General features: G+C 72.5%; 26 protein-coding genes and 3 tRNA genes. 18 read left to right on the top strand and 11 right to left on the bottom strand.

Features of this window, described 5'->3' with window-relative positions; genetic code table 11:
* Positions 1–114: 114 nt before the first annotated feature.
* A complete protein-coding gene (locus tag ACP7BI_RS00770) occupies positions 115–1095 on the bottom strand; it encodes a diacylglycerol/lipid kinase family protein (RefSeq protein WP_425842974.1) in 981 nt (326 codons plus the stop codon).
* An 88-nt stretch (positions 1096–1183) separates the two neighbouring features.
* On the opposite strand from ACP7BI_RS00770, the gene serS reads away from it, so the two are divergent.
* From serS to ACP7BI_RS00810, 8 genes are all read left to right on the top strand, one after another.
* Entirely contained in the window at positions 1184–2464 is a 1281-nt protein-coding gene (gene serS, locus ACP7BI_RS00775) for a serine--tRNA ligase (RefSeq protein WP_425842976.1), read from the top strand.
* Positions 2464–3264: an HAD family hydrolase gene (locus ACP7BI_RS00780; RefSeq protein WP_425842978.1), complete on the top strand. Its 801-nt coding sequence runs from the start codon at positions 2464–2466 to the stop codon at positions 3262–3264. Before serS ends, ACP7BI_RS00780 begins: the two co-directional genes overlap by 1 nt.
* A gap of 126 nt (positions 3265–3390) precedes the next feature.
* Positions 3391–3475: transfer RNA gene (locus ACP7BI_RS00785), tRNA-Ser, on the top strand.
* 28 nt (positions 3476–3503) lie between these two features.
* Positions 3504–4781: an LCP family protein gene (locus ACP7BI_RS00790; RefSeq protein WP_425842980.1), complete on the top strand. Its 1278-nt coding sequence runs from the start codon at positions 3504–3506 to the stop codon at positions 4779–4781.
* Between the two features lie 84 nt (positions 4782–4865).
* Positions 4866–4954 (top strand) — tRNA-Ser (locus tag ACP7BI_RS00795).
* Between the two features lie 179 nt (positions 4955–5133).
* Complete coding sequence (locus tag ACP7BI_RS00800) at positions 5134–5337, top strand: cold-shock protein (protein ID WP_092666090.1); 204 nt, start codon at positions 5134–5136, stop codon at positions 5335–5337.
* Between the two features lie 82 nt (positions 5338–5419).
* Positions 5420–5492 (top strand) — tRNA-Arg (locus ACP7BI_RS00805).
* A 120-nt stretch (positions 5493–5612) separates the two neighbouring features.
* Positions 5613–5969: a hypothetical protein gene (locus ACP7BI_RS00810; protein ID WP_425842982.1), complete on the top strand. Its 357-nt coding sequence runs from the start codon at positions 5613–5615 to the stop codon at positions 5967–5969.
* A gap of 15 nt (positions 5970–5984) precedes the next feature.
* On the opposite strand, the gene ACP7BI_RS00815 is transcribed toward ACP7BI_RS00810, so the two are convergent.
* Entirely contained in the window at positions 5985–6422 is a 438-nt protein-coding gene (locus tag ACP7BI_RS00815; protein ID WP_425842984.1) for a hypothetical protein, read from the bottom strand.
* A 76-nt stretch (positions 6423–6498) separates the two neighbouring features.
* The gene (locus ACP7BI_RS00820) at positions 6499–7005 is read right to left on the bottom strand and encodes a hypothetical protein (protein ID WP_425842986.1); all 507 of its coding nucleotides are present in this window, start codon (positions 7003–7005) and stop codon (positions 6499–6501) included.
* Positions 7006–7161: 156 nt separating this feature from the next.
* On the opposite strand from ACP7BI_RS00820, the gene speB reads away from it, so the two are divergent.
* A complete protein-coding gene (speB, locus tag ACP7BI_RS00825; protein ID WP_425842988.1) occupies positions 7162–8097 on the top strand; it encodes an agmatinase in 936 nt (311 codons plus the stop codon).
* Between the two features lie 305 nt (positions 8098–8402).
* On the opposite strand, the gene ACP7BI_RS00830 is transcribed toward speB, so the two are convergent.
* Positions 8403–8825: an OsmC family peroxiredoxin gene (locus ACP7BI_RS00830; protein WP_425842990.1), complete on the bottom strand. Its 423-nt coding sequence runs from the start codon at positions 8823–8825 to the stop codon at positions 8403–8405.
* A 129-nt stretch (positions 8826–8954) separates the two neighbouring features.
* On the opposite strand from ACP7BI_RS00830, the gene ACP7BI_RS00835 reads away from it, so the two are divergent.
* A complete protein-coding gene (locus tag ACP7BI_RS00835) occupies positions 8955–9326 on the top strand; it encodes an FKBP-type peptidyl-prolyl cis-trans isomerase (RefSeq protein ID WP_026372692.1) in 372 nt (123 codons plus the stop codon).
* Positions 9327–9419: 93 nt separating this feature from the next.
* On the opposite strand, the gene ACP7BI_RS00840 is transcribed toward ACP7BI_RS00835, so the two are convergent.
* Together ACP7BI_RS00840 and ACP7BI_RS00845 are read right to left on the bottom strand one after the other, a co-directional pair.
* Positions 9420–10763 (bottom strand): FAD-binding oxidoreductase, encoded by a 1344-nt coding sequence (locus tag ACP7BI_RS00840; protein WP_425842992.1) that lies wholly within the window; start codon positions 10761–10763, stop codon positions 9420–9422.
* A complete protein-coding gene (locus tag ACP7BI_RS00845; protein WP_425842994.1) occupies positions 10760–11320 on the bottom strand; it encodes a histidine phosphatase family protein in 561 nt (186 codons plus the stop codon). The genes ACP7BI_RS00840 and ACP7BI_RS00845 overlap by 4 nt, the downstream gene beginning before the upstream one ends.
* 107 nt (positions 11321–11427) lie before the next feature.
* On the opposite strand from ACP7BI_RS00845, the gene ACP7BI_RS00850 reads away from it, so the two are divergent.
* Genes ACP7BI_RS00850 through ACP7BI_RS00870 form a run of 5 tightly spaced genes read left to right on the top strand, consistent with a single transcriptional unit; the run spans position 11428 to position 14322 of the window.
* A complete protein-coding gene (locus ACP7BI_RS00850; RefSeq protein ID WP_425842996.1) occupies positions 11428–11916 on the top strand; it encodes a methylated-DNA--[protein]-cysteine S-methyltransferase in 489 nt (162 codons plus the stop codon).
* On the top strand, positions 11913–12374 hold the full coding sequence (locus ACP7BI_RS00855) for an RNA polymerase sigma factor (RefSeq protein WP_425842998.1): 462 nt from the start codon (positions 11913–11915) through the stop codon (positions 12372–12374). The genes ACP7BI_RS00850 and ACP7BI_RS00855 overlap by 4 nt, the downstream gene beginning before the upstream one ends.
* Positions 12371–12997, top strand: a complete 627-nt coding sequence (locus ACP7BI_RS00860) for a methylated-DNA--[protein]-cysteine S-methyltransferase (RefSeq protein ID WP_425843000.1) — start codon at positions 12371–12373, stop codon at positions 12995–12997. The genes ACP7BI_RS00855 and ACP7BI_RS00860 overlap by 4 nt, the downstream gene beginning before the upstream one ends.
* Before the next feature lie 9 nt (positions 12998–13006).
* Entirely contained in the window at positions 13007–13924 is a 918-nt protein-coding gene (locus ACP7BI_RS00865; RefSeq protein ID WP_425843002.1) for an asparaginase, read from the top strand.
* A 2-nt stretch (positions 13925–13926) separates the two neighbouring features.
* Positions 13927–14322 carry a hypothetical protein gene (locus ACP7BI_RS00870; RefSeq protein ID WP_425843004.1) on the top strand — a complete coding sequence of 132 codons (396 nt, stop codon included), beginning with the start codon at positions 13927–13929 and terminating at the stop codon, positions 14320–14322.
* Positions 14323–14344: 22 nt separating this feature from the next.
* Here the strand turns inward: ACP7BI_RS00870 and ACP7BI_RS00875 are convergent, their stop codons facing one another.
* Positions 14345–15034: a type 1 glutamine amidotransferase gene (locus ACP7BI_RS00875; protein ID WP_425843006.1), complete on the bottom strand. Its 690-nt coding sequence runs from the start codon at positions 15032–15034 to the stop codon at positions 14345–14347.
* Between the two features lie 93 nt (positions 15035–15127).
* On the opposite strand from ACP7BI_RS00875, the gene ACP7BI_RS00880 reads away from it, so the two are divergent.
* Entirely contained in the window at positions 15128–15886 is a 759-nt protein-coding gene (locus ACP7BI_RS00880) for an alpha/beta fold hydrolase (RefSeq protein WP_425843008.1), read from the top strand.
* A gap of 184 nt (positions 15887–16070) precedes the next feature.
* Here the strand turns inward: ACP7BI_RS00880 and ACP7BI_RS00885 are convergent, their stop codons facing one another.
* The gene (locus tag ACP7BI_RS00885) at positions 16071–16811 is read right to left on the bottom strand and encodes a winged helix-turn-helix domain-containing protein (protein ID WP_425843010.1); all 741 of its coding nucleotides are present in this window, start codon (positions 16809–16811) and stop codon (positions 16071–16073) included.
* A 216-nt stretch (positions 16812–17027) separates the two neighbouring features.
* On the opposite strand from ACP7BI_RS00885, the gene ACP7BI_RS00890 reads away from it, so the two are divergent.
* Positions 17028–17168 carry a hypothetical protein gene (locus ACP7BI_RS00890; RefSeq protein WP_425843012.1) on the top strand — a complete coding sequence of 47 codons (141 nt, stop codon included), beginning with the start codon at positions 17028–17030 and terminating at the stop codon, positions 17166–17168.
* Positions 17169–17196: 28 nt separating this feature from the next.
* Here the strand turns inward: ACP7BI_RS00890 and upp are convergent, their stop codons facing one another.
* Positions 17197–17835, bottom strand: a complete 639-nt coding sequence (gene upp / locus ACP7BI_RS00895) for a uracil phosphoribosyltransferase (RefSeq protein ID WP_211447652.1) — start codon at positions 17833–17835, stop codon at positions 17197–17199.
* 54 nt (positions 17836–17889) lie between these two features.
* On the opposite strand from upp, the gene tadA reads away from it, so the two are divergent.
* On the top strand, positions 17890–18351 hold the full coding sequence (gene tadA / locus ACP7BI_RS00900; RefSeq protein WP_425843015.1) for a tRNA adenosine(34) deaminase TadA: 462 nt from the start codon (positions 17890–17892) through the stop codon (positions 18349–18351).
* 314 nt (positions 18352–18665) lie between these two features.
* Here the strand turns inward: tadA and ACP7BI_RS00905 are convergent, their stop codons facing one another.
* Both ACP7BI_RS00905 and ACP7BI_RS00910 read right to left on the bottom strand, forming a co-directional pair.
* The gene (locus tag ACP7BI_RS00905; protein WP_425843017.1) at positions 18666–19082 is read right to left on the bottom strand and encodes a hypothetical protein; all 417 of its coding nucleotides are present in this window, start codon (positions 19080–19082) and stop codon (positions 18666–18668) included.
* A 31-nt stretch (positions 19083–19113) separates the two neighbouring features.
* Positions 19114–20076 carry a cation diffusion facilitator family transporter gene (locus ACP7BI_RS00910; protein WP_425843019.1) on the bottom strand — a complete coding sequence of 321 codons (963 nt, stop codon included), beginning with the start codon at positions 20074–20076 and terminating at the stop codon, positions 19114–19116.
* Positions 20077–20105 lie beyond the last annotated feature (29 nt).

The raw sequence follows: 20105 nt of genomic DNA on the forward strand, positions 1-20105 counted from the left end.
TCCCGGTCTCGATACACCCGGCCTGCGGCCGGGCTACTCGACCAACGGGTGGAGCGGCCGGGCTGCTCGACCAACGGGTGGAGCGGCCGGGCTGCTCGACGAACGGCCGGGGTGTCAGACCGCCGGGCCCTCGTCGCGCGCGTGCTCGCGCGGCACCCGCACGACGAGCGCGTCCTCGCGGATCGTCGCCCGGAGCGCGATCGCCTCGCCGACGACGTCGCCGTCGACCTGCACCGCGCGCGGCTCGTCGAGTCGCGCGTGCGTCTCCTTCGCCTGGCCGTAGCCGAGCGCCGCGCCGGTGCGCTGCCGCCCGAGGTGGCCGCGGCGGCGCAGCAGCTTGGTCACGATGAGGTTGTTGCGGGCGATGTAGCCGGCGACCTGCGCCCAGCCGCGCACGCCGCGCGGGCGCACGAGCGCGATGTCGAGCATCCCGTCGTCGATCGCGGCGTCGGGCAGGATGATGATGCCGTTCGTCACCGTGCCGCAGTTGCCGATCAGCATCGTGTTGACCGTCGAGCGCGTCGTGCGACCGCCGTCGAGCCGCACCGCGACCCGCACCTTGTCGAGCGACGAGATCACGCGACCGGCCGCATCCACGTAGGCGAGCCAGCCCACCTTCTTCTTGAGGCCCTCGTCGGTCTTGTCGATCATCTCGGCGTCAAGGCCGAAGCCGACCATGACCGCGAACGCGTGCTTCGAGCGCGTGCCGTCGGGCGCCTGGATCTCGAGCTCGCCGAGGTCGATCTCGCGCTCGGCGCCGCCGAACGCGGTCGCCAGCGCGTTGCCGACGTTCGTCACGTCGATGCCGAGGTTCCGGGCGAGCAGGTTGCCGGTACCGGCCGGCACGATCGCGAGCGGCACGTCGGTGCTCGTGATCTCGTCGGCCGCGACCCGCACGGTGCCATCGCCGCCCGCGACGATGAGCAGGTCGATCTCCTCGGCGAGCGCTGCCTTGACCGCGGCGCGGCCGGAGTCGTCCGCATCCGTCTCGAACCAGAGCGGCTCCGACCACTCGATCGGCTCGGCGGTCTCGACCTGCCGGGCGAGGGTGTCGCGATCCACCTTCACCGGGTTGTAGACGATGCCTGCGCGCATGTCGGCACAGTACCCCGTGCATCCGGGACGAATCCCGAGGCGTCGCGGCTCCGACGGTCCGTTCACCCGCGGCTCCTAGACTGGAGGGGTGATCGATCCCCAGCTGCTGCGCGACCGGCCCGACCTCGTGCGCGAGAGCCAGGAGCGCCGCGGCGACCCCGTCTCGCACGTCGACGACGCGCTGACCGCCGAGGCCGCCCGCCGCGCCGCCATCACGGAGTTCGAGCGGCTGCGCGCCGAGCAGAACGCGCACGGCAAGCTCGTCGGCCAGGCCGCCAAGGAGGACCGCCCCGCGCTCATCGAGCAGGGCAAGTCGCTCGCCGCCGGCGTGAAGGAGGCGCAAGCGCGCGTCAGCGAGGCCGAGGCCGCCTTCGACACCGCCGTCTCGCGGCTCGGCAACCTCGTGCACCCCGACGTGCCCGCGGGCGAGGAGGCGAACTTCGTCACCCTCGCGACGCACGGCGAGGAGCGCTCCTTCGACTTCGAGCCGCGCGACCACGTCGAGCTCGGCGAGAGCCTCAAGGCCTTCGACATCGCGCGCGGCGCGAAGGTCGCCGGCTCTCGCTTCTACTACCTCACGGGCATCGGCATGCGTCTCGAGCTCGCGCTCATGCTGCTCGGCCTCGACCAGGTGCTCGCCGACGGCTTCACGCCGCTCACGACGCCGACGCTCGTGCGCCCGGAGATCATGCGCGGCACCGGCTTCCTCGGCGAGCACGCCGACGAGGTCTACCACCTGCCCGCCGACGACCTCTACCTCACCGGCACCTCCGAGGTGGCGCTCGCGGGCTTCCACGCCGACGAGATCATCGACGTCGACGCGCCCAAGCGCTACGCCGGCTGGTCGACGTGCTACCGCCGCGAGGCGGGCTCCGCGGGCCGCGACACCCGCGGCATCCTGCGCGTGCACCAGTTCAACAAGCTCGAGATGTTCTCGTACGTCAAGCCCGACGAGGCCGAGGCGGAGCATGACCGGATGCGCGCCCTCCAGGAGCGCATGCTGCAGGCGTGCGAGCTCGACTACCGGGTGATCGACGTCGCCGCGGGCGACCTCGGCTCCTCCGCCGCGCGCAAGTTCGACATCGAGGCGTGGATCCCGAGCCAGCAGCAGTACCGCGAGCTCACCTCCACCTCGAACTGCACGACCTTCCAGTCGCGCCGGCTCGGCACGCGCTACCGCACCGAGAGCGGCAAGACGGCGCCGGTCGCGACGCTCAACGGCACCGCCGCCACGACCCGCTGGCTCGTCGCGATCCTCGAGACGCACCAGCAGGCCGACGGCTCGGTGCGCGTGCCCGAGGCGCTGCAGCCCTACCTCGGCGGCCTCGCCGTCATCGAGCCCGTCGAGCCCGCGACGGTGGGTGCCTGATGGAGCCGCTGCTCATCGCGCTCGACATCGACGGCACCGTCGTGCACGAGGACGACTCGCTCTCGCCCCGAGTGGCGGATGCGATCCGTGCGGTCGTCGACGCCGGTCACGTCGTCGTGCTCGCGACCGGTCGCTCGCAGTCCACGACCGAGTCGACGGCCGAGCGGCTCGGCATCGAGCCGAGCCACCTCGTCTCTGCGAACGGCGCGCTCGTGCTCGAGCGCAAGGACGGCCGCTACGAGCCGCTGCACGTCGAGACCTTCGACCCCGAGGAGGCGCTCCGCACCATCTCGCAGGGGCTGCCGAGCGGCGCGTACATGGTCGAGGATGCGGCCGGCCACCGTCGCTACACGAACGGCATGCACGACTGGAACCTCGACGAGGCCGAGCAGGTCGAGTTCGACGACCTCTTCCAGCAGCCGGCGATGCGCGTCGTGGTGATGAGCCCCGACCACGAGGTCGACGAGTTCCTCGAGATCGTCGAGCGGATGGGCCTCCACAAGGTCTCCTACGCGATCGGCTACTCGTCGTGGCTCGACATCGCCCCCGACGGCGTGACGAAGGCGACGGGCCTCGAGCGCGTCGCGAGCCTGCTCGGGATCCCGCGCGAGCGCATCCTCGCGGTCGGCGACGGCCGCAACGACATCGAGATGTTCGAGTGGGTCGCCGCGGGCGGCGGCCGCGCCGTCGCGATGGGGCAAGCGCCCGACGAGGTCAAGGCGGCCGCGAACGAGTCGACCTCCGACGTGCACGACGACGGTCTCGCGGAGGTGCTCGAGGGGCTGCTCGTCCGCGCGTAGCCGCCGCCGCGCACCCGCGCGACCGCCCGCCACAGGGTTGTCACGCGCGCGACGTAGTCGACGCATCCGATCGCGCCGTACAATCGCCCGAGGCCCCGCCGCGCACCCAGCCCGCGCGAGGCGCCTGGAGGGCTGTCCGAGCGGCCGATGGAGCCGGTCTTGAAAACCGGTGGGCAGCGATGCCTCGTGGGTTCGAATCCCACGCCCTCCGCACGAGACCGAGACCTGGAGGGCGCCCCATGGCAGCCGAGCGCGCGACGACCGTCGTCGACACGTCGTCGATGACGCCGCGCCACGGGCGGCTGCGCCGTCACTCGGGGGCCGCGCACCTCTTCCGCTGGATCGCGCTGGGCCTGGCCGTCGTGCTCGCCGCGCTCGTCGGCGTCGTCGGCATCTCGGTGCTGCGCGTCACGACCGGGATCACGACGGTCGACCTCGCCGCCGACGTGCCGCCCGCGCAAGCCGGATTCGCGCCCTACGAGGGCGGGTTCACGATCCTGATGGTCGGCTCCGACCAGCGCGAGGGGCAGGGCGAGGAGTTCGGCGAGTCGGCCTACGACGGCGGCAAGCTCAACGACGTCACGATGCTCCTGCACGTGAACGAGGATCACAGCCGCGCCCGCGTCGTCTCCTTCCCGCGCGACCTGCTCGTCGACTTCCCCGCGTGCGAGGACCCGGAGACGGGCGAGACGGTGCCGGCCGCGCGCAACGTGCAGTTCAACCAGGCGCTCGGCCGCGGCGGGCTCGCGTGCGTCGCGACGGTGGTCGAGAGCCTCACGGGCATGGACGTGCCGTACGCGGCGATGATCACCTTCCAGGGCGTCATCAACATGTCGACCGCGGTCGGCGGCGTGCCGGTCTGCTTCGCCGGCCCGATCGACGACCCGTGGACGGGCCTCCAGATCGAGGAGGCCGGCGTCCACGAGCTCGAGGGGGAGCGGGCGCTGCAGTTCCTCCGCTCGCGGCACGGCGTCGGCGACGGCTCCGACCTCGCGCGCATCTCGTCGCAGCAGGTGTTCCTCTCGTCGCTCGTGCGCACGCTCCAGTCGGATGCGGTGCTCACCGACTTCACGCGCCTCTACGCGATCTCGCAGGTCGCGATCGAGAACATGACGCTCTCGTCGGGCCTCGGCGACATCGGCACGATGGTGTCGATGGCGCGCGTGCTCGCCGACATCCCGCTCGAGACGATGCAGTTCGTGCTCTTCCCGAACGTGCCGGAGGGGGCGCGCGTCGTCCCCGACGAGGAGCGCGCCGAGGAGCTCATGCGCCGCATCCGGCTCGACCTGCCGATCGAGCTCGGCGAGGACTCGCTCGGTGTGGGATCGACCGACCAGACGCCCGCGCCGACGGCCGGGCCCACGGCATCCGCCACCCCTGATCCGACCGGGACGCCTGAGCCGACCGAGAGCGCCGAACCCGGCACGACGCCCACGCCGACGCCGACCGACGAGCTCGAGGGCGTCATCGGCCAGGACGCGTCGCAGGAGTCGTGCGTCGTGCCCTTCGGCGGCTGACCGCCCCGCTGGTCGAGTAGCGCGCGTATCGAGACCGTTCCCCGCTTTGCTAGACTTGCGGTCGGCCTGCCCACCGCGGGCCACGGAGACGTCGCATAGTCCGGCCTAGTGCACCACCCTGCTAAGGTGGAGTCCCCAATAGGGGACCGAGGGTTCAAATCCCTCCGTCTCCACGGACTGAGGCCCCGCTTCCTTCTGGAACGCGGGGCCTCGCTCGTTCCTCCGGCGCAAGCCGGCGGAAAAGTTCTCAGCGCGGCGTCGGTGATCGACGCTACGCTGAGGACGGCGCAGGGCGGATCTTGCTCGGCGCTTTTGAACGCGGCTCCGGCCGCACAGCATGATTGAAGGAAATATGGCAACCGGCACCGTCAAGTGGTTCGACTCCGGCAAGGGCTTCGGCTTCATCGCTCCGGACGACGGCGGCAAGGATCTGTTCGCTCACTACAGCCAGATCCAGTCCAACGGCTTCAAGACCCTCGAAGAGGCTCAGGCAGTCGAGTTCGAGATCGTCGAGGGCAACAAGGGCCCGCAGGCCGCGAACATTCGCCCCCTGTGAGCCTGGTCGCGTCCTCGTGACGCGGCTCGATTCGCGCTGACGGCCAGGGATCAGGTAGTCTGATCCCTGGCCGTTCGGCCAAGCGCCCGTAGCTCAACGGATAGAGCATCTGACTACGGATCAGAAGGTTGGGGGTTCGAGTCCCTCCGGGCGCGCACTGTGTTGAGACAGTAGGAGGCCACTTGCGAGAGCGAGTGGCCTTCGTGGTTCCCGGATGCGTGCGCTCGCGCGTCGGGACGGGCACGGCTCAGAGCGGTGCCAGGATCGCGAGCACCATGGACTTCGACGACAGCGAGCTCACGCCCGACCCGGAGGTCGCTCGAGCAGCGTACGAGCGGATGGCCGAGGGTCTCGCGGCGGCGATGAACGGGCTGCGAGCGCGGCTGCTCGAGCGCTGGCCGTCGGCGACCGAGCTGCGGTGGACGAGCGCCCCGGATGACGAGGGCGTGGTGCGCCACGCGCTCCTGCTCGACGCACGGGGACGGCTGCTCGCGAGCGGTGACGGCTTCACGGTGCCCGCGCTGTTCCGGAACAGCCTCGAGCCGCACTCCCAGCGGCTGCACGCCGAGGGCGAGCCACCCTCGTGGTCGCTCGACCTGACGTTCGAGCGGGAGCGCCACCCGAAGGGCTGAGCCCGGCACCGGCGCTCAGGAGTCGGGCGTCTGCCCCTGCTCGGTGGCGTTGAACCAGGCGAGCCACCCCTCGGTCGTCTCGTGCACCTCGTACGGGCCGCACCAGAGCACCGCCTCGGGCAGCTCGCTCGCATCCGCGAACCCGCCGTAGCGCCCATCGAACGGGAGCGTCGAGCGAGTGCCCTCCGCGCATCCGCTCGGCTCACCACCGGAGAACGCGATGACCGCGCTGCTCTCGTTCGTGGTCGCCGTGGTGCGGATGCTCGACGCATCTTCCGGGAGCCACTCCGGCATCGTCACGCCGACCCAGCCGTCGGACGCCGCGGCGCGCGTGTCGAACGACTCGCTGTGGACGCGCTCGAGCGTGTCGGTGAGGCTCGTGCAGCCGGTCAGGGCTGCCGTGGCGAGCGAGGCCGCCGCGAGGGCGGCGATGGCGGGGAGGCGTCTCTTCATTCCTCCATCACAGCCGACGCGAGCGTGGCGCCACATCGCACCGGCGACGGATCGCGCGTCGTCCCTGCGGATGATGTCAGGGGGCGTCGTCGTGCACGCCGCACGAGCAGCCGACCGCGCCGAGCTCGCGGCTCCGCTCGGTGTAGGCGTGCAGCACCGCCTGCTCGAAGAGCACCTGGTGCGGAGAGAGGAACTGCTGCACCGCGGCGGGCAGCCGGCCGGCGAAGCGGTGCACGGGGCTGCCGACCGTGAGCTCGGCCACGTGCACGGCGACGTACACGAGCGACAGCAGGGAGAAGAGCGTGAGCCCGCGGCCGTCGGGCATGAAGGCGCTCGCCACCGGGATGAGCACGACGACCGCGAGGAGGCCGTGCAGGAGCGGCGAGCGGCGGAGCCGCGCCCGCGCGGCGTCGCGCCCGTAGTCGCGCGCCGCGAGCAGCGCCGTCGCTCGAGCGATCTCGTGCGCCTCCTCGTGCGGGGTGCGCTCCTCGGCGGCGATCCTGCCGATCCGCGCAGCCCGGCGCGCATAGCGCTCGATCGCGTCGATCGCCGATCCGTCGCCCTGCGTGCCCTCGTGGTCCACTGCCGCACCTCCGCCACCATTCTCTCGTGCTCCTCGGTGTGCTCGCATCCGGGCCGCTCGGTGGCACGAGGGCGACTGTCGCGTGCCAGAATCGCGACGAGAGCGACCGCATCCGGCACGGTCGTGCGCCTCGACCGGGCCGGACAGGGAGACGACATGATCGGTCAGCGGGACGACCCGGGGCTGCCGCGCTACGCGGGCATCGCCACCTTCGCGCTGCTGCCGCAGCTGCACGAGGTCGAGCACGCCGACGTCGCCGTCGTCGGCATCCCGTTCGACTCGGGCACGAGCTTCCGCCCGGGCGCGCGCTTCGGGCCGGCGCACGTGCGGGAGCACTCGCGCCAGCTGCATCCGTACCACCAGGTGCACGAGTCGTTCCCGTTCCGCGACCGACAGGTGGTCGACGGCGGCGACCTGCGGGTCGGACCCTACGACATCGAGGCGGCCGTCGAGGCGATCCACGAGCAGGCGCGGACGCTCGTGCAGGGCGGCACGACCGTCGTGGCGATCGGCGGCGACCACACGATCGCGCTGCCGCTGCTGCGGGCGGCCGCCGAGCGCCACGGCCCGCTCGCGGTGCTCCACTTCGACGCGCACCTCGACACTTGGGACACGCTGCACGGCGCGAGCATCTGGCACGGCTCGCCGTTCCGCCGCGCCGCGGAGGAGGGGCTGCTCGATCTCGAGCACTGCCAGCACGTCGGCATCCGCGGCGGCATCTACGACCCGAGCGAGCTCGACGACGACGCGCGGGCCGGGTTCGCGATCATCCGGAGCGACGACTTCGCCCGCCACTCGCCCGAGCAGCTCGCCGAGCGCATCCGGGACCGCCTCGGCACCGGGCCGGTGTATGTGTCGATCGACATCGACGTGCTGGATCCGGCGCACGCGCCGGGCACCGGCACGCCGGAGGTCGCCGGCATCAGCACCCGCGAGCTCTTCGGCGTGCTGCGCGAGCTGCGTGGGCTCGACATCGTGGGCGGCGACGTCGTCGAGGTGCTGCCCGCCCACGACCACGCGGGCATCACCGGGCTGGCCGCCGCGCACACCGTGTGGGAGCTGCTCGCGCTCATCCCGCCGCCGTCGCGCTGAGCGGACAGCCCCCGGACGCAGCGCGGCCGCGGGCCGACATCGTTGTCAGCACCGCGGCCGCGGGGGTCGGGGCGAGGCTACTTGGAGCTGCCGCCGCCCATGATGATGAAGTCGTCCTCTCCGCCCATGATGATGAAGTCATCCTCGCCCAGCGGCGAGAGGAGGAGGTGGGTGGGAAGCTGCTTGAAGCCCATTGGCGTTCCTTTGCGAGTGGTGGTGGGTGGTTCCCTCGCAGGCCCGTCGAGGCCCCTGCGCGGGTCTACTGCTGAATGTAAGGCATCCCACCCGCTTCCGCGATGGCTTTCTCAGCCCTCGAGCGTGGCGCTCTCGAGCTGGATCTCGATGCCCGCGAGCGCCTGCGAGACCGGGCAGCCGGCCTTGGCCTCCTCGGCGTGCTTCGCGAACTGATCCTGGTCGATGCCGGGCACCTTCCCGCTCACCGTCAGCACGCTCGTCGTGATGCCCTTGCCGGGCTCGAACGAGACCTTCGCGCTCGTGCTGAGCGACTCGGGCGCGTGGCCGGCCTCCTCGAGCGCGTGGGAGAGCGCCATCGCGTAGCAGGAGGCGTGCGCGGCGGCGATGAACTCCTCGGGCGTCGAGGCGCCGCCCTCCTCGGCGCGCGCCTTCCACGTGAGGTCGAAGCTCGAGCCGGTGCCGAGCGTGGTCGTGCCGGAGCCGCTGCTGAGCGGCCCGTTCCAGCTGGTGCTCGCGTTCGAGGTGATGGCCATGGAGTCCTCCTTGAGTTCGCGTCGCGCCCTCCGTCGGCGGGCGAGTGGCCCCAGGCTACGCGCGCAGGCTGGAGGTCGGGTGGTCGGATGCGCGGAGGCACTCGGGCGGGCGCGTGCGAGGATGGGCGCATGACTGAGAAGCCCGAGATCGACGCCCCCGAGGGCCCCGCGCCCGCTGACCTCGAGATCACCGACATCACCGTCGGCGACGGCGAGGAGGCGGTGAACGGCAAGCAGGTGAGCGTGCACTACGTCGGCGTGACGCACTCGACCGGCGAGGAGTTCGACGCCTCCTACAACCGCGGCGCCCCGCTCGAGTTCCCGCTCGGCGTCGGCATGGTCATCAAGGGCTGGGAGCAGGGCATCCTCGGCATGCGCGTCGGCGGCCGCCGCAAGCTCGTCATCCCGCCTCACCTCGCCTACGGCGAGCGCGGCGCGGGCGGCGTGATCGGCCCGAACGAGGCGCTCATCTTCGTGTGCGACCTGGTCGCCGTCCGCTGACCCGCCACCGCTGATCGAGTAGGCCGCGGCCGTATCGAGATCGTTGCGATCGTCTCGATACGGCCTTCGGCCTACTCGACGAACGGGAAGGCGTCAGACGGCTTTGCCGGGGTTCAGGATGCCGAGCGGGTCGAAGGCGGCCCGCACCGCGCGCTGCAGCTCGAGCTGCCGCTCGCCGAGCTCGTCGATGAGCCAGCGGCGCTTCAGGATGCCCACGCCGTGCTCGCCGGTGAGCGTGCCGCCCATCGCGATCGCCGCCTCGAACACCTCGTTCGCGCACGCCCAGATCTCGTCGCTCGGCTCGGTGCCGTCGAAGACGAACGTCGGGTGGAGGTTGCCGTCGCCGGCGTGCGCGGTCGTCGCGAGCCGCACGCCGTGCCGAGCGGATGCCTCGTCGCACGCCCGGAACATGTCCGCGAGCCGCGATCTCGGCACCGAGACGTCCTCGACGAGCACCGTGCCGAACGACTCGAGCGCGAAGTGCACCTGCCTGCGCACCTGCACCAGGACATCCGACCGCGCCGCGTCGTCGGTGCGCTCGACCCGCCCGCCGTGCGCGGCGAGGATCGCGGCGACCGCCTCCGAGGTCGCGGCGGCGCCGAGGTCGTCGGTCTGCACGAGCACGAACGCGCCCTCCATCGGCTGCCCGGTGTAGGCGGCGAGCATCGAGACGGCGTCGCGCCCGACGAGCTCCATGATGGCGGGGCGGATGCGCGCGGCCGTCACCGCGGTGCACGCGGCGGCGGCGACGGCCTCGTCGTCGAAGAAGGCGCCGACCGTCCAGATGCCGCCCTCGACGAGCGGGCGCAGCTTGAGCGTCGCACCGACGACGATGCCGAGCGTCCCCTCCGAGCCGATCATGAGCGCCGTGACGTCGAGCCCGGTGACGCCCTTGACGGTGCGGTGACCGGTGGGGATGAGGCTGCCGTCGGCCAGCACGACGTCGAGCGCGAGCACCCACTCGCGCGTCACGCCGTACTTCGCGCACAGCAGCCCGCCGGCGTTCGTGGCGATGTTGCCGCCCACCGTCGAGATCGCGCGGCTCGCCGGGTCGGGCGGCCACCACAGGCCGTGCTCGGCGAGCAGCTCGCCCAGCTCGGCGTTCCGGATGCCCGGCTCGACCACGCAGGACTGGTCGACGAGCGAGACGTCGAGCAGGCGCCGCATGCGGTCGACCGAGACGACGAGCTCGCCCTCGCCCGCGATCGCGCCGCCCGCGAGACCGGTGCCCGCGCCGCGCGGCACGACCGGCACGCGATGCTCGCTCGCCCAGCGCAGCGCCGCCTGCACGTGCTCGACCGCCTCCGCCTCGACGATCGCGAGCGGCGCGGCGAGGGAGCGGTGGCCCGACTTGTCGGCGCGCGCGATCTCGAGTGCGACCGGGTCGGTGACGAGCACGTGCTCCGGCAGCGCCGCACGGAGCGCGTCCAGGCTCACGCGAGCACCAGCCCGTCGACGAGCGTCCACGCGCCGGGCGTGCCGCGGAAGCGCACGGAGTGCGCGTTGTCGGGCGTGCGGGTCTCGAGGCCCGTGACGTGGTCGGCGAACGCACGGATGAAGGTGCCGTGCGAGACGATCACGAGCGCTCCGACGGGATTGCGTGCCGCGACGTCGTCGATCGCCGCCACCGCTCGCCGCTGCAGGTCGTCGAAGTCCTCCTCGCCCGGCCAGTCGGTGCCGAAGCGCGCGATCGCCTCGTCTTTCGTGAGTCCTTCGACCTCGCCATAGGCGCGCTCGATGAGGCTCGCGAAGCGGCCGCCGACCTCGAGGTCGAGCTCCGCGGCGATGATGTCGGCCGTCACGGCTGCGCGCTCGAGGGTCGACGAGACCACGGCATCCCACCGGCCTTCGCCGGGCGTCTCGGCCGCGAGCAGCCTGGCCGCGGTGTGCGCCTGCGCGATGCCGGTCTCGTTGAGCGGGATGTCGCTCGTGCCTTGCAGCCGGCCGGCGAGGTTCCAGTCCGTCTGGCCGTGCCGGACGAGCGCGATCTCCATGCTCCGAGCCTAGGCGGCGTGCACGGGCGGCCCGCGCATCCGCTGCCATCCACAACCTCACATTCCCCGCCCCTCGCGCGTTGGCAGGGTGTGAGAGGAATACGGCCATGACGCACACCACCATCGACAGCCCGATCGGCGAGCTGACCCTCGTCGCCCGCGACGGCGCGCTCTCGGGCGTCTACATGCCCGAGCATCGGCCCGCGCCCGACCCGGCCGGCTTCGGCGACCGCGACGACGCGGTGTTCGCGGATGCCGTGCGACAGCTCGACGAGTACTGGTCGGGGGAGCGGGAGGCGTTCGAGCTGCCCCTCGACCCCGCCGGCAGCGCCTTCCAGGTGCGCGTGTGGGAGGCGCTCCGCGAGATTCCCTACGGGGAGACGCGCACCTACGGCTGGATCGCGGCCCGCATCGGCCAGCCGACCGCCGTGCGCGCCGTCGGGCTCGCGAACAGCCGCAACCCCCTCTCGATCGTCGTGCCGTGCCACCGCGTGGTCGGCTCGACCGGTGCGCTCACCGGCTACGCGGGCGGTGTCGAGCGCAAGCGCTACCTGCTCGATCACGAGCGGCGCGCGCGGCTAGATTCGGTCGCGTGAGCCGTGCGCCGTTCGAGAGGATCGTCGAGCGGCACGGCGCTCGCGTGTGGCGGGTGTGCCGGGCGCTCCTCGACGAGGCCGATGCCGATGACGCGTGGAGCGAGACGTTCCTCGCCGCGCTCGAGGCCTACCCGACACTGGCGCACGACGAGCGCATCGAGGGCTGGCTCGTGACGATCGCGCACCGGAAGGCGATCGACGTGCTGCGACGGCGCTCGAGACTCGTGGTCGGCGAGGTGCCGGAGCGCATCGCGCCCAGTCGCGCGCGCGACCTCGACCTCGCTCGCGCGCTCGCGCAGCTGCCGCAGCGTCAGCGCGAGGCGGTCGTGCTGCACCACCTCGGCGGGCTGCCGTTCGCGGAGGTCGCCGCGCACCTGCAGTCCTCGACGGATGCGGTGCGTCGCGCGTCGTCCGACGGCGTCCGGCGGCTGCGGGTGCTGCTGGAGGAGGAGCGATGATCGATCAGGTCTCGTCGCGAACGCCGTTCCCGGCCGTCCAGCTCGAGCCCTCCGCCGACCGGGTCGCCGCGCTGCGGTCGAGGCTCGCGGATCGCGCCGGCGAGCGGGGGCTGCTCGACGTCGCCTACCGCTCCCTCGACACCGAGCTCGGCGCCCTGCTGCTCGCGAGCACACCGGTGGGGCTCGTCTCGGTGACGTTCGATGGCGATGCGCCCGACGCGACCCTCGAGCGGCTCGCGACCGTCCTCAGCCCGCGCATCCTCGAGGCGCCCGCGCGCCTCGACGCCGCGGCGCACGCGATCGACGACCTCATCGCGGGCCGTGCTCGCGCGTTCGGCGGCCCGCTCGATCTCTCGCTCGCCCGCGGCTTCGGTCGCGACGTGATCGAGCGGCTGCGCGAGATCCCCTACGGCGAGACGCGCAGCTACGCCGAGGTCGCGGCGGCCGCCGGCTCGCCCCGAGCCGTGCGCGCGGTCGGCACAGCGTGCCGTCGCAATCCGCTCCCGGTCGCCATCCCGTGCCACCGGGTGGTGCGCAGCGACGGCGCGCTCGGGCAGTACGTCGGCGGGGTCGAGGCGAAGCGACGGCTGCTGCGCATCGAAGGCGCAGGCGTCGCGCACTAGCCTGGGCGAATGCCAGCCACCGAGCTCCTCGCCGTCGTCGAGCGCGACGGATTCGTCGAGTCGGAGCACCGCGGCGTCGCCGTGCTGATCGATCCCGAAGGCCGCGTCATCGAGGCGCACGGCCCGGTCGAGCGACCGTTCCTCGCGCGCAGTGCGCTCAAACCCCTGTTCGCGGCGACGCTGCTCGAGCGGGGCCTCGTCGAGCTCGAGCCCGCGCACGCGGCGCTCGCGAGCGCGAGCCACTGGGCCGACGAGGAGCACATCACCGCCGCGCAAGCGATGGCGGTCGCGCTCGGCGTCGACGAGGAGTCGCTGCGCTGCCCGCCGATGAAGGCGCCGGACGGCACCCTGCGGCGCTTCGCGCACATGTGCGTCGGCAAGCACATCGCGTTCGCCGCCGTAGCGCGCGCTCTAGGGGCCCCGGATGGCTACTGGGAGGCGTCGCACCCGCTCACGACCATCCTCAGGGACGGCATCGACCGCGCCACCGGCGAGCGCGTGCTCGGTACGGCGCGCGACGGCTGCGGCGCGCTGGTGTTCGCGACCACCCCGGTCGGGCTCGCGCGAGCCTTCCGGCGCCTCGCGCCCGACGGCATCGGTGCGCAACGCTTCGTCGGCGACGCGATGCGGGGGCATCCCACCCTTATCGACGGCGCGGGCCGACCCGATGCGGTCGTGATCGAGGGTACGCGCTGCGCGACGAAGTTCGGCGCGGAGGGCACGCAAGCGATGGTCGCTCCCGATGGCACGACCGCGGTCGTGAAGAGCGCCGACGGCGCGCGGCGAGCCGGCGCACCGGTCGCCCTCGCGATGCTCGAGCGGGCCGGCGCGATCCCGGAGGGTTCGCTCGAGCGGCTCAGCGAGCCGCTCGGCCTCGTGCAGCGCAGCGCGGGCGAGCCGGTCGGCCTGCTGCGCCCGGTCGTGTAGCCGTGCGCCGCGCACTGGGAGCGCTCGCTGCGACGCTCGCCGTCGTCGCAGGCACGACCGGCTGCGGGTTCGGTGCCGCCTGCACCGCTGTCGGCTACTCGAGCACGTTGCACGTCGAGCTCGGGTCGGCCGCCGACGGCATCGCGGCGCTCGAGGTGTGCCCGGAGGCGGGCTGCGGCGTCGAGGGCGAACCCGAGATCGGAGCCGGCCGCGTCACCGTCGGGGACGAGCTCGCGACGTTCATGCTGTACGACCCTGGCGAGCGGCTGAGGCTCCGCGCGCTCGGCGAGGACGGCGCGGTGCTGACCGAGGCGGTGGTGCAGCCCGATTGGGTGCGGGTCGGCGGCACCGAGCGCTGCGGCGGGCCGACCGAGGCGACGGTCCAGCTCGCCGGCTGACCCCGATGGTGCGGCGCGGCCGTCAGAGTCGCGCGGCGCACGCCTCCGCGAACGCGCCGAAGCCGCGCTCGACGACGCCCAGCAGGGTCTCGTCGCTCGCGAGGTGTGCGCGCCACTCGGCTACGGCATCCGGGTCGCGCAGCTCCGAGAGCGTCGGCGACGCCACGGAGTCCCAGAGCCGCATGACGCGGTCGTCGGCCTCGAGGTGGAACTGCATGCCGAGCGCCGAGCCGTAGCGGAACGCGTCGTTGTCGACGGTCGCGCTGCGCGCGAGCAGCTGCGCGCCCGGCGGGAGCGACACGACGTCGCTGTTCCAGCGCATGGCGCCGAGCTGGCCGACGTGGTCGCCGAGCCACGGGTCGGGCTCGAGGAGCTCGATGTCGAGGATGCCGACGGCGTCGACGACGCCCTCGCGGTGCACACCGCCGAGCGCGCGGCCGATGATCTGGTGGCCGAGGCAGATGCCGAGCACCGGCACGTCTGCGTCGATGGCCTGCAGCGCGAGATCGGCCGTCGCCTGCAGCGACGGGAAGCGATCGACCTCGGCGGCGCTCATCTGCCCGCCGGTGATGACGATGCCGGCGATGTCGTCGAGCGGCGGCAGCGCGGTCTCGAGCACCGCTTCGCGCGTCGGCAGGTGGCTCAGCAGCGTCGTCGCGTGCCCGCCCGTCTCGTACTCGATGTGCTTGATGAACAGGACGGAACGCGCCAACGCAGCACCCTTCTCTCGTCGCTAGCCTAGGGCTCGACGGGCGCGGCCCCTCGTCACCCGACGCACCGCATCCGCCCCCGACCGAGGAGCAGCATGACCGTGTTCGCGATGGCGCCCGACGGCGTGCGGATCGCCCTGCACGAGCTCGGCGACCCCGACGGCTCGCCCGTGCTGATGATCCACGGCTTCTCGTCGAACGCGAAGCGCAACTGGATCGGGAGCGGATGGAGCGCCGCGCTCGCCGAGCGGGGGCTCCGCGGCATCGCGATGGACCTCCGCGGCCACGGCGAGAGCGACCGGCCATCGACCGGCTACGGCGTGCCGCGCTTCGTCGCCGACGTCGACGCGGTGCTCGCGCAGCTGGCGCTCGACGAGCCACCCGGCGCGATCGGCTACTCGATGGGCGCCCGGCTGCTCTGGCGGCATGCCGGCACCCGTCCGCACGCCTTCCGGGCGCTCGTGCTCGGCGGACTGCCGGCGAGCGACCCGTTCGAGCGCTTCGACGTCGACCTCGCGCAGCGCGCGCTCGCGGGCGAAGCCGAGCCCGGCCCCATGGAGTCGTTCATCGTCGACCTCGCGGCGGTCTTCCCCGAGCACGACCCGGCCACGCTCGTCACGCTCGCGGGAGAGGTCTCGCGCACCCTCTTCGACCCGGCGCAAGCGCCGCCCGCCGTGCCGACGCTGCTCATGACGGGCGCGAAGGACACCCGCGCGGACGACACCCGCGAGCTGCTGCCGCTGCTGGCCGACGGCCGATTCGAGGAGATCCCGGGCCGCAACCACGTGAACGCGCCCACCTCCGGCGCCTTCCGGCGCAGCGCATCCGCGTTCCTCGCCGAGCACCTCGGCTGACCTGCCAAGACGTGCAAGAGGGCCGGTCGGGTTCTCCCGACCGGCCCCAGTCCCTTGCACCAAGTGAGGCTGCTGCCTCCGCTTCCGCCGATCGCCACAGCACTACGATCAACGTACGACGAACGTATAACGGTTGGGTAACGAGCCGCCCCAGTTCCTGCTGTGAAAGGCCTGTGGGCGCCGATCAGAAGCGGTCGGGGCTCGGCCCGGAGGCGAGCACCGTCACGTCGGCGTGCCGGTCGAAGCGGTAGCCCGCGCCGCGCACCGTGCGGATGATCTCGGCGTAGGCGCCGAGCTTCGCGCGCAGCCGCCGCACATGCACGTCGATCGTGCGCTCGTTGGGCCGGTCGTCGGCGTCGGCGTCCCACAGCGCGTCGATGATGTCGCAGCGGCCGACCGTCGAGCCCTCGCGCAGCACGATGTGCTGCAGCAGCTCGAACTCGCGGTAGGTGAGCGGCGCGATCTCGTCGCCGATCGCGACGCGCTTGCGGGTGAGGTCGATGACGATGCCCGGGTCGGTCTCTGCCGCGGGCTGCTGCACCGCGGGGTCGCCGAGCGCGCGGCGCACGACGTCGACGTCGCGACCGCCGGCGCCGGCCGGGGCGAGGGCGACGGCCGCGTGGGTCTGGGCGCTCGGGGCGAGCTTCGACGTGAGTGCGCGCAGCTCGGTGACGAGCCGTGCGAGCTCGACGCGGTCCTCGGCGGCCGCGTCCTCGCCGAGGCCGACGTAGAGCACGAAGCCGCGCGCCTCGGCGCCCTCGGGGACGGCCCGGACGGCGGCGTGCGGCGCGGCCGTCGGGGTCGGGGCGGACGCGGCGGGCTGCGGCTTGAGGGCGCTCGAGCCGCTCGTGCGGGGCTGGGCGAGCGACGGGCGGCCGAGCTGACGGTGAAGGGCAGTGCGGGCGGGGAGAGCGGTGATGGTCATGGGATGGCCTTCCGGCGTGCGGTCGGCAGCGCCCGCGGAGGGGCGATGAGTGCTGCCGACTCGAGGAGTCGAGGGGTGGTGTGCAGACCCCGGATGGGTCCGGCGACCGCTCGAAGGCCTGCTCAGGGCCTCACGGGGTGCGACGGCTATGCGTCAGCGACTCCGATGCGGAGCGGTCGGGCTGGTGCGAGCTGGGCTCAAGCACACATTCGACGCATGTCGACCATCGGCATCATCATGCCGTTCGTCCCGTTCGTCGCGAGGACGGACTGGGGGCCGAAGGTGGTCGTCATGCCTGTCAGTATCGCCGCTTCTCGCGTCGCAAGTCAAATGACGCAACGATGTGACGAACTGTGACGGAGAGCGGCGCGCTCGCCGCGGGCGCTCAGTCGCCGACCGTGCCGTAGAGGCGGTCGCCGGCGTCGCCGAGCCCCGGCACGATGAAGCCGCGCTCGTCGAGGCCCTCGTCGAGGGCGCCGAGCACGATCGTCACGTCGTGCCCGTCCATGTCGCGCTCGACGCGCTCGAGCCCCTCGGGGGTGCCGAGCAGGCAGATGGCGGTGACGTCGACCGCGCCGCGGTCGAAGAGGAACTGCATCGCGCCCGAGAGCGAGCCGCCGGTGGCGAGCATCGGGTCGAGCACGAAGCACTGGCGGTCCGAGAGGTCGTCCGGCAGTCGCTCGGCGTAGGTTGTCGGCTCGAGCGTCGTCTCGTTGCGCGCCATGCCGAGGAAGCCGACCTCGGCGGTCGGCACGAGCGCCGTCATGCCCTCGAGCATGCCGAGCCCCGCGCGCAGGATCGGCACGACGAGCGGGCGCGGCTCCGCGATCTCGACACCCGTCGTGACCGTCACCGGCGTCGTGATCTCCTTCGGCGTCACGCGCACGTTGCGGGTCGCCTCGTACGCGAGCAGCGTCATCAGCTCGCCCACGAGCGACCGGAAGGTCGGCGAGGGCGTGCGCGCATCCCGCAGCACGGTGAGCTTGTGGGTGATGAGCGGGTGGTCGGCGACGTGGACTCGCATAGGGTTCAGGGTAGTGGGCGGCCTGCATCCGGTGCGCCCCGACGAGGAGGGCGGATGCGGCCGGCAGCACGCGACGAGGCGCTCATGCGCCTCGCGCTCGACGAGGCGGCGGCGGCCGAGCGCTCGGCCGACGTGCCGGTCGGCGCGGTCGTGGTCGACGCATCCGGCACCGTCATCGGCACGGGCCGCAACGAGCGCGAACTGCGGCACGACCCGACGGCGCACGCCGAGGTCGTCGCGCTGCGCGAGGCGGCCGCGACGCGCGGAGCCTGGCGGCTCGACGGATGCGCGCTCGTCGTCACGCTCGAACCGTGCGTCATGTGCGCGGGCGCGATCCTCGCGAGCCGCATCGACCGCGTCGTGTTCGGCGCGTGGGATGAGAAGGCCGGCGCCGCCGGGAGCGTCGTCGACCTGCTGCGCGAGCGGCGGCTGCCGCACCGCGTCGAGGTCGTCTCGGGGGTGCTCGCAGCGGAGGCGGAGCGGCAGCTGCGCGCGTTCTTCGCCGAGCGCCGCTGACCGGTCGCCGCGCTGGCTCAGGCGGCGGCCGACGCGCGGCGGTCCGCGCGCGGCTCAGTCCGAAGCGCGGCGCGGGTCCTTCGGCTCGAGCCCCTCGACCTGGTCGTCGGCCTCCTCGTGCTGCTCCTCCGCGATGCGCTGCTCGTAGGTGTGCGGGCGCCAGATCTCGTCCATGACGCCGAGCCCGCCGCCCATGCGGCGGGCTCGCTGCGTCGAGGCGCTGTGCCACAAGCGGGTCCCGCGAGCACGAGCGCGACCGTCACGCCCAGGATGGCGAGGAGGGCGACGAGCTCGAGCCACCCCATCCGGTCACCTCAGCGCCAGAACACCGCGATGAGGAGGTTGACGAGCGCGAGCCCGCCGGCCGCGTGGAAGAACGGCAGGAGCTTCCGCTCGAGGGCGACGTCGGCGGCCGCCACGGCGCCGCCAGCCGCCAGGCGCGACTTCTCGTTGCGCATCGAGCGCTGGCGGAGGAAGCCGATGAGCGCGGCGACGAAGACGACGAGCGCGATGACGCCCTTGATGCCCAGCTTCATGTGGTTCACATCGGCGTCGTTCGCCATGGCCAGCCCGTAGAGCGAGACGCCCGTCACGAGCTGGAGCGCGCCACCGATCAGGAGCAGTGTGAAGTTGTGCCCGGCCTTCGCCCGCATCTGCACGAAGAACGTGCCGACGAGCAGGGCGAGGCCGATGAAGTGGCCGGCGAGCAGCAGCGAGTGCAGGAAGTCCATGCAGACAGCCTACACAGACGCGTCCGGTTCGTCAGTTGCCGGACTGGATGACGATGTGGTCGGTCGAGGGAGCGATCTCGGGCCGGTGGAGGTAGAGGTCAGGCTCGATGTAGATCACTCGCGCGTGCAGGATCTCGGCGCGCAGCAGCGACTCGAGCTCGTTGATCGTGCGCGCGACGTGCTCGATGTCGCTCTTCGGCGGGAACGCGACCTTCGCCGCGATCATGAGCTCGTCGGGGCCGAGGTAGAGCGTCTTCATGTGGATGACCGACTCGACGCCCGGGGCGGCGTTCAGCACGCGCGCGATGCGGGCGGTGTCCTCCTTCGTCGCGCCCTCGCCGATGAGGAGCGACTTCATCTCGACGGCCAGCACGGCCGCGACGACGATGAGCAGCACGCCGATGACGACGGTGCCGATCGCGTCGAAGAGCGGGTTGCCGGTGAGCGCCGTGAGGCCCACCGCGATGAACGCGAAGACGAGTCCGAGGAGCGCCGCGAGGTCCTCGAGCAGGACGACCGGCAGCTCGGGGCTCTTCGCCTTGCGGACGAAGTCGACCCAGCGCGCCTTGCCGCGCACCTTGTTCGACTCCTTGATGGCGGTGCGGAGGGAGAGGCTCTCGAGCACGATCGCGATGGCGAGCACGACGAGCGGCAGCCAGATGATGTCGAGCTCGTGCGGGTCGCGCAGCTTCGAGACGCCCTCGGCGATCGAGAAGAGGCCGCCGACCGAGAACAGCACGAGCGCGACGACGAACGCCCACACGTAGCGCTCGCGGCCGTAGCCGAACGGGTGCTCGGCGTCGGCCTTGCGCTTCGCGAGCCGGCCGCCGAGCAGGAGCAGCAGCTGGTTGCCGGCGTCGGCGACCGAGTGGATCGCCTCGGCGAGCATCGCCGCCGAGCCCGAGAAGAACCAGGCGACGAACTTCGTGATGGCGATGCCGGTGTTGGCGAGGAACGCCGCGACGACCGCCTTCGTACCGTGGGATGCGCTCACGGCCGCGAGTCTACGCGGGCGCGCGCGCG

It is taken from the genome of Agrococcus sp. TSP3-2-1 (genome assembly GCF_049897585.1).
Lineage (GTDB): Bacteria > Actinomycetota > Actinomycetes > Actinomycetales > Microbacteriaceae > Agrococcus.